This is a genomic window from Thermoplasmata archaeon (assembly GCA_015063285.1).
GTDB lineage: Archaea > Thermoplasmatota > Thermoplasmata > Methanomassiliicoccales > Methanomethylophilaceae > Methanoprimaticola.
In genome coordinates, this window is the sequence record SUST01000025.1 from 1 (window position 1) to 13748 (window position 13748).

15 protein-coding genes are annotated in these 13748 nt (G+C 51.7%); 12 read left to right on the forward strand and 3 right to left on the reverse strand.

The window, feature by feature from the left end:
• Nucleotides 1-32: 32 nt before the first annotated feature.
• Complete coding sequence (locus E7Z62_08675; GenBank protein ID MBE6523175.1) at nt 33-338, reverse strand: hypothetical protein; 306 nt, start codon at nt 336-338, stop codon at nt 33-35.
• Nucleotides 339-765: 427 nt separating this feature from the next.
• Between E7Z62_08675 and E7Z62_08680 the strand changes: the two genes are divergently transcribed.
• Nucleotides 766-2004 carry an AAA family ATPase gene (locus E7Z62_08680; protein ID MBE6523176.1) on the forward strand — a complete coding sequence of 413 codons (1239 nt, stop codon included), beginning with the start codon at nt 766-768 and terminating at the stop codon, nt 2002-2004.
• A gap of 84 nt (nt 2005-2088) precedes the next feature.
• On the opposite strand, the gene E7Z62_08685 is transcribed toward E7Z62_08680, so the two are convergent.
• Both E7Z62_08685 and E7Z62_08690 read right to left on the reverse strand, forming a co-directional pair.
• The gene (locus E7Z62_08685; protein MBE6523177.1) at nt 2089-2556 is read right to left on the reverse strand and encodes a hypothetical protein; all 468 of its coding nucleotides are present in this window, start codon (nt 2554-2556) and stop codon (nt 2089-2091) included.
• Between the two features lie 77 nt (nt 2557-2633).
• On the reverse strand, nt 2634-3455 hold the full coding sequence (locus tag E7Z62_08690; GenBank protein ID MBE6523178.1) for a S26 family signal peptidase: 822 nt from the start codon (nt 3453-3455) through the stop codon (nt 2634-2636).
• A gap of 83 nt (nt 3456-3538) precedes the next feature.
• Between E7Z62_08690 and E7Z62_08695 the strand changes: the two genes are divergently transcribed.
• The 11 genes from E7Z62_08695 to E7Z62_08745 all read left to right on the forward strand — a co-directional run bounded on the left by E7Z62_08695 (nt 3539) and on the right by E7Z62_08745 (nt 13162).
• Complete coding sequence (locus tag E7Z62_08695) at nt 3539-3997, forward strand: cytidine deaminase (protein MBE6523179.1); 459 nt, start codon at nt 3539-3541, stop codon at nt 3995-3997.
• 128 nt (nt 3998-4125) lie between these two features.
• Complete coding sequence (locus E7Z62_08700) at nt 4126-4458, forward strand: hypothetical protein (GenBank protein MBE6523180.1); 333 nt, start codon at nt 4126-4128, stop codon at nt 4456-4458.
• Nucleotides 4459-4462: 4 nt separating this feature from the next.
• Entirely contained in the window at nt 4463-6532 is a 2070-nt protein-coding gene (locus tag E7Z62_08705) for a V-type ATP synthase subunit I (GenBank protein MBE6523181.1), read from the forward strand.
• A gap of 2 nt (nt 6533-6534) precedes the next feature.
• Nucleotides 6535-6768: an ATPase gene (locus E7Z62_08710; GenBank protein ID MBE6523182.1), complete on the forward strand. Its 234-nt coding sequence runs from the start codon at nt 6535-6537 to the stop codon at nt 6766-6768.
• Nucleotides 6769-6794: 26 nt separating this feature from the next.
• Nucleotides 6795-7352 (forward strand): hypothetical protein, encoded by a 558-nt coding sequence (locus E7Z62_08715; GenBank protein ID MBE6523183.1) that lies wholly within the window; start codon nt 6795-6797, stop codon nt 7350-7352.
• Nucleotides 7307-8413: an ATP synthase A1 subunit C gene (gene ahaC / locus E7Z62_08720; protein ID MBE6523184.1), complete on the forward strand. Its 1107-nt coding sequence runs from the start codon at nt 7307-7309 to the stop codon at nt 8411-8413. Before E7Z62_08715 ends, ahaC begins: the two co-directional genes overlap by 46 nt.
• Nucleotides 8413-8718: a V-type ATP synthase subunit F gene (locus E7Z62_08725; GenBank protein MBE6523185.1), complete on the forward strand. Its 306-nt coding sequence runs from the start codon at nt 8413-8415 to the stop codon at nt 8716-8718. The genes ahaC and E7Z62_08725 overlap by 1 nt, the downstream gene beginning before the upstream one ends.
• Nucleotides 8719-10446: a V-type ATP synthase subunit A gene (locus E7Z62_08730; GenBank protein MBE6523186.1), complete on the forward strand. Its 1728-nt coding sequence runs from the start codon at nt 8719-8721 to the stop codon at nt 10444-10446.
• 5 nt (nt 10447-10451) lie between these two features.
• Nucleotides 10452-11840, forward strand: a complete 1389-nt coding sequence (locus tag E7Z62_08735) for a V-type ATP synthase subunit B (protein MBE6523187.1) — start codon at nt 10452-10454, stop codon at nt 11838-11840.
• Nucleotides 11841-11845: 5 nt separating this feature from the next.
• Complete coding sequence (locus tag E7Z62_08740; protein ID MBE6523188.1) at nt 11846-12466, forward strand: V-type ATP synthase subunit D; 621 nt, start codon at nt 11846-11848, stop codon at nt 12464-12466.
• Nucleotides 12467-12706: 240 nt separating this feature from the next.
• Nucleotides 12707-13162 carry a hypothetical protein gene (locus E7Z62_08745; GenBank protein MBE6523189.1) on the forward strand — a complete coding sequence of 152 codons (456 nt, stop codon included), beginning with the start codon at nt 12707-12709 and terminating at the stop codon, nt 13160-13162.
• Nucleotides 13163-13748 lie beyond the last annotated feature (586 nt).

The following is a 13748-nucleotide window of genomic DNA, read 5'->3' on the forward strand; positions in this document are numbered from 1 at the left end:
TCCGTATCATCCACTGCCACGAACATAGAAGGTCAATCATAATCATCGTAGATATCAATATCCGACCATCTTTCCACAAAGAAGATGCCTCTGTCATCAGAGAAGGTGCCCCTGACTGCGTAATATCCGAGATCATCCGGGCATTCCGAGGAATAGCAGCGTATCGACTCATCTGCCGTATCGATGTAGAAGATGTATCCGTTGGATGAGGTCTTGATATCATGCACCACTCCGGAGAACTGGAAGTCCATGTTCCTCTCGTCCGAGAAATATGTGAAAAGGAGCATGAATGCCAATACGGACAGTGCGATCAATGCGTATCTTCTAATCGGGAGCACCCGAATGCGATCATTTCAGAATGTGAATTAAAAAGACTAGTACTGCGGTCAATATGACAAAGACCCCCACCCCTCCATTTCCACTGGAAAAAGAGAAAGGGTATGTACCCTTGTTTCAAGACATCATCATGTTGATGAGGACAAGCAGGCCGATGAATGCCAAAATTCCAGCGACGCAAAGTCCGATCGTGATCCAACCTTTCATGAGAGTTACCTCTGATAGGACTCCTTATTATTGAAACAATATAAAATAATATTATAATCAGAAGAAAAACGATAATCTTGCTAACATCCTGAGATTCGGATTCAGAATGATTGTTTTTGATAAATAACGAAGAAAAATCAAAAGAAAAATGAACGATTAAAAATCCATTTTACAGTGGTAATAAATACTCGAACCGGTATGAGCGAGTGGAGATGGGAAAAGATGGTAGAACCGAACATTTTCACTCAATACATCGAGAAGAAGAATACCTTAATAAAAAACAAGAAAATTCTTCTGAATACATATGTTCCGGAAAATCTGCCTCACAGAGATGAACTCATTGGACAGATCGCAGAGATCATCTCGCCTGCTCTCTCGAAGAACAAACCTTCGAACATCCTGATAATCGGAAAGACAGGAACAGGAAAGACAGCTGTCATTAATTACATCGGAAAGGAACTGAAAAAAGCATATCCTTTTGAGAGCAACTGTTCTTTCATCTACATCAACTGCGAGATCGTGGACACGCCTTACGGTATCCTTTACAACATCGCAAATCAGATAATATCCGATCCTTCAAGGAAGATCCCTTTCACAGGATGGAGTGTCGACAAGATCCTTACCGAATTGACATCTTACATCGATGAGAACAACAAGATCTTCATCGTTACTCTGGATGAGATAGACAGGACGTTCACGAAGAACGGAGATGACATCTTCTACTATCTCACTTCGATAAACAGCGGTCTGAAGAATTCCATGATATCTATCATAGGAATCACGAACAACACGAAATTCACCGATCTCCTCAGTACAAGGATAAAGAGCAGACTCGGAGAGATGAAGATAATCTTTCCTCCTTATACTGTAGAACAGCTGCAGGATATCCTTTATGACAGAGCGAAGGAAGCTTTCGACGACGGAATACTTTCAGAAGGAGTCATTCCTTATTGTGCAGCTCTGACGGCTCAGGAAGGAGGAGATGCTAGAAGGGCCTTGGATCTCCTGAGGATGTCGGCCGAGATCGCAGAGAGGAATGGAGATTCATTGATTTCCGAAGCCCATGTGAAATCTGCTAAGGACAATGTGGAGATGGATGCTGTCGCCGAGGTCGTCAAGACTCTCAATCTTCAATCCAAGGTCGTTCTCATGAGCATAATCAAGAACACTGAGGAAGGAAAGAACATAATGATCACCGGGGATGTCTTCTCCACGTACAAGTACCTCTGCGAGATCACAGGCACATCTGCGATAACTCAGAGAAGGGTAGCCGATCTCATCTCAGAATTGGATATGCTCGGTATCGTTCATGCAAGGGTCAAATCCTTCGGAAGGGCTGGACGTACGAAAGAGATAGAACTGAGTGTCTCCCAGGAATTCCTGATGAATCTTCTGAAAGCGGATGATATCTTCAGGAACATAGACAGTTACAAGTCTCCCAAACAGATGACTCTGATGTAAGGAAAAACACCCTCACCCCTTTTCCGAGTTCCAGTGGAAATGGAGGGGTGGGGGTCTTTGTTTTTAATTAAGGTTCTGTTATCTTCAGGATCTCTTATTCACGCAGATCAGACCGATCGACAGGAGTGCGATCACAGCGGCCAGACCGGCGGCTACCGCTCCGACATTAATCTCTGATTTGGAGAATCCGCTGTAGATCGAGTTGCTGATCTCCTCTTTCAATTCAGCGGCCTCGTTTGCGGAATACTCGCGGAATTCCAGATCGTCGTACCCTATGGCATCCGATATGATCCTGTATTCTGTCAAATCCACTCCTTCAGGTGCATTGTCCATTGCGGCTACGATCATCTGTTTGAAATAACCGAAATCCACTTGGTCCGCGTATGCTGGAAGGAACACCCCTGCGTTCTCCAGTGCAGAGACCGCCGGAAGGATTCCGTAGGTGACATCGATGCTGCTTCCGTTTGCAAGTCCGGCATAGATCGGACTGAAGCTCACGGATTTCTGACCCTGAGGATTGTTCGCGATCATGGCCATGGCCTTCATGGTCATCTTAGAACCTATGGCGCTTTTGTTGAGAATCTTCCATGAGCACAAAACGGAGTCTGGATGCGATGAGTCCTATCAAGTTAGACGTACTTCCATCTGTTCCATTCGAAGGACTTGGCGATGAGCTCGTTCTTCTTGTAGAAGATATCGCAGCAGTAGATTATCGAGAAGATAAGCGCGAAGATCATCACGAGACAGTTAATGGAGTTGGGCACATGCTCGAGGAACGATCTCTTGCCGTCGGTCATGTAGACCTTGATCACTCCCAACCAGGGGATCTCCATCATTGCGACGGACCTTATCTCCTCGGTGCCGACGGGATGCGAGATTATGCCTGCCGCCTGATCGAAGTAGGCATTGGTCTCGGGATTGTCCCCCATGGTGAGGTAGCCACTCTGCTTCTCGAGCGAATCGAGATTGATCTTCACATCCTTCCCGGAGCGGGTGATGTCGTCGAAATACAATGTGCCAGATAATTTGAGATAGTTGGTAGAGTTGCTACAGTACCAATCGCCTTGGTAGTTCTGAAGGGAGGGTGCGCTCCATGTTCCGTTGCCGTTGTAGTTCAGCCATATTATTGCACGGTGTATAACGGGATTGACGTCGTCCCCGCGCTCATAGATGATGACCGAACCGTAGTCCCCGAAGGACCTGTAGCCGGAGACCGTCCCTTCGACGTAGCTCTCCAAACGGGCCTTCTCGGGGCTCTGTATGACCATTACGTCGCCGGTATCGATGATGCCGATCCTAGATTCGTAGTTGTCGTGCTGCATGCTCGATGACATGACGACGCTCAGAGGGGAATCTAGACCTGAAGAAACGTGGATGAACGCATATCCGCCGATGATGCATATCGCTATTATACCGACAGCGGCAGCAATGATCTTGGTCCCTCTGTTCACGGGCCTTACATTGTTTGACCCTATAAAAACATTATAAACGATTAATACGGTAGGGTTGCAACACCTTTGAGGAAGGATTGAAAATGGAAAGACCCAGCAATGACGAATACTTCATGGAAATGGCACAGTTGGTATCCTCCCGTTCCACCTGTCTGAGACGCAAGGTCGGTGCCGTCATCGTCAAAGAGAAGAGGGTCCTTTCCACCGGTTACAACGGTTCCCCCAAGGGTACGAAGCACTGCGAGGAGCTAGGCTGCATCCGCGTCAAGATGAACGTCCCTTCAGGTACAAGGCACGAGCTCTGCAGGGGCGTCCATGCGGAGCAGAACGCCGTCACGCAGGCAGCATACTTCGGAGTGAGCGTCGATGGAGCAACCATCTACACCACGACATACCCCTGCTCGATGTGTGCTAAGATCCTCATAAACGCCGGAATCAAGGAGATTGTCTACAGCGAAGGATATGCCGATGATCTCTCGAAAGACCTCCTCGAAGAGGCCAAAATAAAGCTCAGGGAATTCACTCCCGAGAAGAAATTCTGAGGTAAAATCCACCCCTATTTAATGGGTGTAACCCACCCCTCCAACTAACCTTGCTCTATTATAATAAAAAAGGTGCACCCTTTAAGTAATATATTGAGGATACAAGGCTCAAGTCGGGGAGTGTAAATTTGAGCCGGACTGATATACTTACGGAGATAAAACAAGCGGAAGCGGAAGCTGACGCCAAGGTCGTCAAGGCCGAGGACGCACAGAAAGCAGCTCTCGCAGATGCTCGCAGAGATTCTGTGAAGAAAATTCAGGACGCGGAAGCTCAGATGCGCAGCTCTTACGAGTCCGCAATCGCCGCGGAGAAGGACAAACTTGCCAAAGAGCATGATGCAAAGATTGCAGGCGGCAAGACAGAAGCCGAGTTGATCGACAACCAATCCAAGGCGAAGAAGGACGAAGCAAAAGATTTCCTTAAAAATGAAGTTGAGAGGATTTTGAATGTTTCTTCCTGAGTCGATGAGTAGGATTGTGATCGTGGGTGCCAACTCATGCATCGACGAGACCATTGAGGCCTTGTACGATCTTGAGAACATCCACCTGATCGATCATACCGTCGACGCGGATGAGGGTTTCACCCTCGGAACGCCCCGTCCCTACTCACCCAAGACAGCCGAGAGGCTTCTCAAGGTGCGCGGAATGGAGAAGGATCTTGGTATCAACAAGCATACCAAGACCCAACCGATTTCAGAGAGTGAAATCAGGAGCCAGATATCATCTGACAGCGTCGAATCTGTCGAGGCCGAGGTCAACGCCATGGCCGACAGAAGGAATGATCTCAATCAGAGAATCACCGAATTAAACGCAAAGAAGAGGAATCTCGAGCTCCTTGCAAGACTACCGATCGACCTTGACCTCTATGCCGGTTACAAGAGCATAGGGTCCATCGTCGGAACAGTGGAGAAGGACCCCACAGAGGCCATTGGCGACCTCGGGGAGGTATTCGTCTCTATGGACAAGAAGCTGGGAAGCGTTGCCGCGGTCTTCGTCAAGAACGAGGACAGGCAGCAGGCCCAGAACATCCTGTCCGAGTGCGGTTTCACAGAGATCGCGGTGCCGGAAGGCAGCGGATCCGTGAACACAGCCCTTTCCAACACGGAAGCCGAATTGGCGGCCGCATTGAGAGAGCAGGACGTAGTCGCAAAGGAAACAGAGGTTCTTTTTGAGAAATACAAACACTTTCTCAGAGCAACCGACGAGATGCTCACAGTGGATTCTGAGAAGGGTACCCTCCCTGTCAGGATCGCTTCCACCAAGTACTCGTTCCTGATCGATGCATGGGTTCCCACACCCGAAGCCGAGTCTGCAAAGGCCCAGCTCGAGTCCAAGGTCCCCGCGATATGCGTCGAGATCGAAGAGAACCGCAGCAGGAGGCAGGCTGAGTCGGATGCACAGGAGGACAGATTCCAGACCGTACCCACAAAGATGAGGCACGGTAAAGTCACACAGCTATTCGAATATCCGACAAAGATGATGTCGGTACCCAAGTACAATGAGGTTGACCCCACTGTACTGATCTCGATCTTCCTTCCATTGTTCTTCGGATTCATGGTCGGAGATTGCGGTTACGCTATCCCGTTCATCATCCTCGGTGCATACGGACTCAAGTTCGCTAAGAACCCTGATTGGCGCGCAATCGCCACAGTTCTGTTCTTCGGCGGAATATGGGCCTTCATCTTCGGTTTCTTCTTCTTCGGAGAAGCTCTGGGAATGCACTTCGTCGGAGAGTATGTAGAGGGCGCAGTCACGTATACATGGGCCGGACTTCTCGGGCTGGATCACCTGCACGAGTTCTTCGAGGGCTTCCTCATAAACGGACACGGAGTCGGAAAGATCGATCCAGAGTTCGTCGGAATGCTTCTCAGGCTGTCCGTATACGTCGGTATCGTGCACCTCTTCATCGGATACGTCGTAGCTATCTACAACAAGACCGTCCAGCACGGATTCAAGCACGGATTCCTCGAGAAGGGAGGACCTTTCCTCATCTTCATCGGAGTCGTCATCTTTGCATACGCATTCGGATGGGCTTTGATCATGGACAAGTACTCGATCGGTGAGATGTTCACCGTGACGAGCGTCCTCGTCGAAATGATCATTGGTATCGTGCTCATCGCAGCCGGTGCTGTATTGGTCGCGAAGTCCGAGGGTGCAATGTCGATCCTTATCGAGACGGTCGATGCATTCGGAAACATACTTTCATACACTCGTCTTGTTGCGATTGGTATGTCCAAGGCCGGTATGGCTCTGGCATTCAACTATATCGCACTTGGAATGATCGCCGGAGTCAACCCTGACCCGGCACAGGCAGGAGAGATCTCGATCATCATGGCCATTTTAGGTCTGGTGATCTTCGCATTCCTGCACCTTATGATTTGGACCCTGGCCATCCTCTCCGGAGGACTGCACGCATTAAGGTTGCAGCTGGTCGAGTTCATGATCAAGTTCTATGAGGGAGAGGGAACTGAGTTCTCACCTCTCAAATTCAAACACATCAAAACTATTTCCGATAAAAAAATAAATGAGGCATAAAAATGGTTGACACAGCAATTGGATTTATCGCAATCGGAGCAGGACTCGCAGTCGGACTCGCCGGTCTCGGAACCGGAATGGCCCAGAAGGACATCGGAGCAGCAGCAGTAGGAGCAATCACAGAGGACTCCAAGATGCTGGGAAAAGCACTGATGTTCATGGTGCTGCCTGAGACTATCGTTATCTTCGGACTGGTCATTGCAATTCTCGCATGTTTCGTACTGCCTGGTATGTGATTCCCCTCAAAGAATGAGGTAATCTCATGGCATTGAACAACGTGACCGCGGAGATCATGGCGATCTCTGATGCGAAGGTAAACCAGATCGAGGCCGAGACGGCCGCAGAGGTTGCCCGCATCGAGAAGGAGACAGACGCCAAGATCGCCGGGTTGAGAGAAAGCGAAAACAAGAGGCTCGCGGACGCCATCGACCGCATGGACCGTCAGGAAGCCTCCAGCGCTGAGCTGGAGAGCAAGAAGATCGTCCTTGCGAAGAAGAAGGAGATCCTCTCGGAAGTCTTCGTAGAGACCCTCGCCGAGCTCGAGAATGCGCCGGAAGAACAGAAACTGGCACAGTACAAGAGCATGGTCGAGTACGCGAAGACAATCATTCCGGACCCCAAGGCAATCATGTCGGAGAACGACTCGTTCACCGCAAAGGACCTCGGAGTCAAATCGGTCGAGAAGGACAGCAGGATCGTCGCAGGGCTCATCCTCCAGAGCGAGGACGGGCAGCTCGAGATCGACATGCAGTACTCTGCTCTCCTCCGCACCGTATGGGACCGCGGCATCAAGGACGTGTCCGACATTCTCTTCGGGTGAAGGCAATGTTCGGGCTCAGTAAAAGCAAAGGCAACTACGCATACACCGTCACCAGAGCGAAAGCGAAGAAGTCGCTTTTGATCAAGGAGGATGACTACAACAAGATGTTGCAGCTCAGCGTCAGCGAGGTCGCCCGTTTCGTATCCGAGGAGGGTTACTCCAAAGAGATAACCGACCTCTCGGACAGGATGAGCGGCGTCGATCTGGTCGAGCGTGCCACCTATGCATACATGGCCAACAACTTCAAGGCTCTCTTGAAGGGATCACAGGGTGAACTCCACACCATGCTGGCCGCATACCTGCAGAAGTGGGACAACTGGAACCTGAAGGTCATACTCCGCGGTAAGTCGTATGGTGTGTCGGCGGACGGTATCAAGGACGATCTCGTCCCCGCCGGTAACTTGAGCTACGAAGATCTGGACAAACTCATCGCATTAGACACGACGGAAGAGATTCTGGCTGCTTATTCCAAGGCAGAGTCCGTAGACATCCCCAGCGAGCTCATCGCCGACTATAAGGCGACAGGCACACTGGGCCGTATCGAGGACTACGTCGACAAATTCCACTACATCAGGATGGTCAAGATCATCCCGACGAATTCGATCCCCGCCCGCATGTTCTCTGATTACATCAGGAAGGAGATCGACGTCAGGAACCTGGAGACCATACTGAAGCTGAAGATGGAGAACATCGACGGAGAGAAGGTGATGGAATACATCATTCCCGGAGGAAAGCAGATCGATGCAAAACTGGCGAAACAGTTGATCGACGCCAAGACCGTGGAGGAGACCTTCCCCGACCTTGCGCAGCTGGACTTCTACGATTACATCAAGGAACTCGTCGACTCGGGCAAGATGAACATTAGCGATCTTGTCCTCGAGACTAAGAAGTATGAGGCAAATGAGGCAAAGAAGTTCTCACAGCAGTACCCGCTGTCCATCCTCCCCATAATCGATTACATGATCAGCATGGAGATCGAGGCGAGGAACGTCAGGATGATCGCAAGGGGTATCGAGAGCGGACTTGACAAAGAAGTAATCAAAGGACTGCTGGTGATCTGATGGAAATCGCAGTATTAGGCAGTGAGGAGTTCACACTCGGATTCAGGCTCGCCGGAATCAGGCGTGTATTCGTAGCTAACAACGAAAACTATCAAGAAAAGATGCTGGAAGCAATTTCCCAGCCAACAATCGGTATCCTCGCAGTGGATGCGAAGGACCTCGACAATCTCCCCCCGAACCTCAGACACAAGGTGACTGAGTCCATCCAGCCTGTCGTTGTGGCAGTCGGTGGATCGGACGACGACCTCAGAGAGAAGGTCAAGAGGGCGATTGGCGTAGATTTATACAAGAATGAGGATGATTGAATGAGCACTGAAGGTGTAATTTACAGGGTCGCCGGACCTGTCGTGACCGCCACAGGAATCTCACCCAAGATGTACGATGTCGTACACGTTGGAAACGAGAAACTGATGGGAGAGGTCATCAAAATCGTCGGCGAGTACTCCATCATCCAGGTTTATGAGGACACAGACAACGTCAAGCCGGGAGAGCCTGTCACAAACACAGGAAAGCCCCTGTCCGTTGAGCTCGGTCCCGGACTTCTGGAATCCGTTTACGACGGAATTCAGAGGCCTCTCCCCGTTCTGAGGGAGAAGATGGGAGACTTCATCTACCGTGGAGTCTCAGCACCTGGATTGGATCATGAGAAGAAGTGGGATTTCGTTCCCACAGTGAAAGAGGGAGACGAGGTCTCCCAGGGACAGGTCATCGGTACCGTCCAGGAAGGACCCATGGAACACAAGATCATGGTCCCCATCGGACTCAACGGTAAGGTCGAGGCAATCCACTCCGGATTGTACACCATCGACGAGACCATCGCCGTCATCGCAGGCAAGGAAGTCTGCATGATGCAGTACTGGCCCGTCCGTAACCCCAGGCCCGTCGTCGAGAAGTATCAGCCCGATATCCCCCTCGTCACCGGACTCCGTGTCCTGGATACCGTCTTCCCCCTCGCAAAGGGAGGAGCAGCGGCAATCCCCGGAGCATTCGGAACCGGAAAGACCGTTACACAGCAGTCCCTCGCAAAGTACTCCGATGCAGAGATCGTCGTCTACATCGGATGCGGAGAGCGCGGAAACGAGATGACCGAGGTTCTTACAGAGTTCCCCGAACTCGAGGACCCCAGGACCGGAATGAAGCTCATGAAGAGGACCGTCCTCATCGCGAACACATCCAACATGCCTGTCGCAGCTCGTGAGGCATCGGTTTACACCGGAATGACCATCGCAGAGTACTTCAGGGACATGGGATACAACGTCGCACTCATGGCAGACTCCACCTCCAGGTGGGCAGAGGCCATGCGTGAGATCTCCTCAAGGCTCGAAGAGATGCCCGGAGAAGAGGGATACCCCGCATACCTTGCAGGACGTCTCTCCGAGTTCTACGAGCGTGCCGCAAGGGCAAAGGTCCTCAGCGGCGGCGACGGATCCGTCTCGGTTATCGGAGCGGTTTCTCCTCCCGGAGGAGACCTGTCCGAGCCTGTTACGCAGAACACACTCCGTATCGTCCGTGTCTTCTGGGCACTCGATACCAAACTGCGTGAGAGGAGGCACTTCCCCACAATCAACTGGCTCACATCGTACACCATGTACGACAAGCAGCTGCTGGACTGGTTCAAGGCAAACGTTGCCGAGGACTTCCCCGCACTGAAGGCATGGGCCATGAAGACCCTCCAGAAGGAGGCAGAACTGCAGGACGTCGTCCAGATGGTCGGATCCGACTCACTCCCGGACGAGCAGAAGGTCACCCTCGAGGTCGCCAAGATGATCCGTGAGATCTTCCTGCAGCAGAACGCATACGATCCCGTCGACTGTTACTGCCCCCTCAAGAGGCAGTACAAGATGCTCAGCCTGATCAAGAAGTACTCCGACCTCTCGGAGAAGGCACTTCAGGCCGGCGCACCCGTTGACAAGATCGCATACCTCCCCGTGAGGACCAGGTTCAACCAGGCCAAGTACGAGCCCAAGGTCGACGAGGAACTCGAGGCTGTCGACTCCGATATGGAGGCACAGTTCAGGGAGCTCGGAGCGTGATTCCAATGGCAGAAGCAACAATCAGTAAAGAGTACAAGACCGTCTCCCAGATTGCCGGACCTCTTATCTACGTGAAGAAGACAGAGCCCGTCGGATACAAGGAAATGGTCAACATCAGGCTCTCGGACGGAACCACCAGGAGGGGACAGGTCCTCGATTCCTCGGATGAGGTCGTCGTCGTTCAGGTGTTCGAAGGAACATCCGGTATCGACAGGGACGCATCCGTCAGGTTCCTCGGCGAGACAATGAAGATGCCTGTGTCCAAGGACATGCTCGGAAGGATCCTCTCCGGATCCGGTCAGCCTCTCGACGGCGGTGCACCCATCGTCCCCGAGAAGGAGCTGGAGATCAACGGAGCGGCCATCAACCCCTGGGCAAGGGACTCACCCTCGGATTTCATCCAGACCGGTATCTCCACCATCGACGGAATGAACACCCTGGTCAGGGGACAGAAGCTTCCTATCTTCTCCGCCTCTGGACTTCCCCACAACGAGATCGCTCTTCAGATCGCTCGTCAGGCAAAGGTCCGCGGAGAGAACGAGGAGTTCGCTGTCGTGTTCATCGCGATGGGAATCACCAACGAAGAGAAGCAGATGTTCATGAAGGAGTTCGAGAGGACAGGTGCATTGAAGAACGCTGTCGTGTTCCTCAACCTGGCCGACGACCCCGCTGTGGAGCGTACCCTGACACCCCGTCTCGGTCTCACCACCGCAGAGTACATGGCATTCGACCTCGGTATGCAGGTTCTGGTCATCATGACCGACATCACCAACTACTGTGAGGCACTGCGTCAGATCGGAGCAGCTCGTGAAGAGGTGCCCGGAAGGCGTGGATACCCCGGTTACATGTACACCGACCTCGCACAGCTGTACGAGCGTGCGGGTAGGATCAAGGGAAAGAAGGGATCCATCACACAGATCCCCATCCTGTCCATGCCCGGAGGAGACATCACCCACCCGATCCCCGACCTGTCTGGATACATCACAGAGGGACAGATCGTTCTGTCCATGGACCTGCACAGGAACGGTATCTACCCGCCTGTCAACGTTTCATCATCCCTCAGCCGTCTGATGGGAGGAGGAACCGGAGAGGGCAGGACCCGTGAGGACCACAAGGGAGTGTCCGACCAGCTCTATGCGGCATACGCAGAGGGTAAGGATCTCCGTGGACTGGTGGCAATCGTAGGAAAGGACTCGCTGTCCGCAAAGGACAGGAAGCTGCTGGAGTTCGCGGACCTCTTCGAGGACCGCTTCGTCAGGCAGGGTCAGGAAGAGGACCGTTCCATCGAGCAGACACTGGACCTCGGCTGGGAACTGTTCACAGCTCTCGATCTCGACCAGATCACAAGGATCAGCCGTAAGTACATCGAGAAGTACCTGCCCAAGAAGGCTTGATATCCGTGGGAGCACACGATGTCACCCCCAACCGTTCGGTACTGCTCCAGCTGAAGAGCAGGATCAAACTGACCCAAGGCGGTCACAAGGTCCTCAAGATGAAGAGAGACGGTCTCATCATCGAATTCTTCGACATCCTGGAGAAGGCCAGGGCGATGCGCGCAGGCGTGTCCTCGGACTACGAGAACGCCATGCACGCCATCACCATAGCCCGTGCGGTAGAGGGAGAGGTCGCCGTGAAATCCGCGGCATACGCCTTGAAGGGTGACCCTCAGGTGAATGTCACGAGCAAGAGCATCATGGGAATGGTCGTCCCCAAGGTAGAGGCCGAGCATCTCCATGTTTCGATGGTCGACAAGGGATACGGAGTCATCTCCACATCCGCCTACATCGAGGACGCATCGCTCGCCTTCGAGAAACTTCTCGAGACGATCGTCCGCGCCGCAGAGGTAGAGACGACCATGAAGAAGCTCCTTGACGAGATCGAGAAGACCAAGAGGAGAGTCAACGCTCTCGAGTTCAAGATCATTCCCGAGCTCAAGGAGTCCGAAAGGTTCATCAAATTCAGTCTCGAAGAGATGGAAAGAGAGAACACCACAAGGCTCAAGCACCTGAAGAAGGCATGATGGGAGAGTGAGGGTATGAAGTCACTGGAGGAACGCTACGAGGAGATGAGGGAGGACCCGAAGAAATTCAGGAGGTTCTTCAACATCACCTGGATAGTGGCCTACGGGATGCTCATACTCGGATTCATCATCATCCTATGGGTCTTCCTGCAGGGTGAGTGAAACATCTTATCAATCATCTTCAGCCGGCCTTCGGGCCGGCAACAACCCTTTCTTTTTTCCTTTATTATAATATGATATATGTACCCCGAGTTCGGTTCATGGGGCATGGAAGGCAATTCGGAATACGGACGTCCCGTCCTGATATCCATCATCGCGTTACTGAACATCCTTCTGGGAGTCATAGTGCTGGTCCTGGGTGTCTTGGGGGTCATGAACTTCTCGGAGTTCGTTGAGATCCTTGACGAGGCTCTTGTCCAATCGAAGGTAAGCGGGATCACAGGAGCGGAACTGTGCACGATCCTGGGAGTGGGAGGAGTCGTTCTCGGCATCATCTATCTGGTCGTCGGAGCCGGATTCTGGTTCGGATGGGCGCTGTTCTGGTATCTCTCGCTGATCTTCTGGGTGCTAAGCTTCCTCGGATGCATCATCATCATCACCGTCTCCCCGATAGCGGGAATCATCGGTGCCGTCATCTACGGAGTGCTGATCTACTACCTGTTCAGACCTGCAGTCAAAGCGCACTTCAAGATCTGAAGAACTGCCGTCTTCAGGTCGGCAGGAAACATTTTACTTCATTTTTCTGATAATATCGAATAACTATAGTTCTTAGAATGTCGAGGACACCTTATTTACACGCTCAGATAGTATGGTTCTGGACGCAGAAGGAAATCCGTCATATGACAGATTTCCTGGAAGTGATGGGTTTCCGGCTCGGTCCTATGATTACAGGAGGTGTATACAATGCCAAATGTAGGCAAGGACCAGAAGCCGAAAAATGACCCCTGGCTTCTGGTCCTCTCAGTAATTCGGACGCGGAAGGGAATCCATCGCCGATAGATTTCCATTTCCTTGAAACGACGGATTTCCAGATCAGTCCTCTTGGGCCCTACAATCGCAGGAGGTGATTTTTTGCCTAATTGTAGGAGTTCTATAGTGAACCAAGTCACTTTGGGGTCCGATTTCCGCGTCCTTACAATTACATTTCTTGCTCAGTTTATAATACAGTAGGTCGGTTCGTTGGTCTCGAGCGGAATATCTATCCCCTCTGCAATAAAGAATTGATGATCAGTTGAAGTCCCTCATCTCGACCTTTCCGCTGCCTAGATCAACTACGGGCATT

Bases quoted from the DNA above. Each gene is read 5' to 3' on its own strand.
- E7Z62_08680 (MBE6523176.1), top strand. From the start codon at position 766: ATGGTAGAACCGAACATTTTCACTCAATACATCGAGAAGAAGAATACC.
- E7Z62_08685 (MBE6523177.1), bottom strand. From the start codon at position 2,556: ATGACCATGAAGGCCATGGCCATGATCGCGAACAATCCTCAGGGTCAG.
- E7Z62_08695 (MBE6523179.1), top strand. From the start codon at position 3,539: ATGGAAAGACCCAGCAATGACGAATACTTCATGGAAATGGCACAGTTG.
- E7Z62_08705 (MBE6523181.1), top strand. From the start codon at position 4,463: ATGAGTAGGATTGTGATCGTGGGTGCCAACTCATGCATCGACGAGACC.
- E7Z62_08710 (MBE6523182.1), top strand. From the start codon at position 6,535: ATGGTTGACACAGCAATTGGATTTATCGCAATCGGAGCAGGACTCGCA.
- E7Z62_08715 (MBE6523183.1), top strand. From the start codon at position 6,795: ATGGCATTGAACAACGTGACCGCGGAGATCATGGCGATCTCTGATGCG.
- ahaC (MBE6523184.1), top strand. From the start codon at position 7,307: ATGGGACCGCGGCATCAAGGACGTGTCCGACATTCTCTTCGGGTGAAG.
- E7Z62_08725 (MBE6523185.1), top strand. From the start codon at position 8,413: ATGGAAATCGCAGTATTAGGCAGTGAGGAGTTCACACTCGGATTCAGG.
- E7Z62_08730 (MBE6523186.1), top strand. From the start codon at position 8,719: ATGAGCACTGAAGGTGTAATTTACAGGGTCGCCGGACCTGTCGTGACC.
- E7Z62_08735 (MBE6523187.1), top strand. From the start codon at position 10,452: ATGGCAGAAGCAACAATCAGTAAAGAGTACAAGACCGTCTCCCAGATT.
- E7Z62_08745 (MBE6523189.1), top strand. From the start codon at position 12,707: ATGTACCCCGAGTTCGGTTCATGGGGCATGGAAGGCAATTCGGAATAC.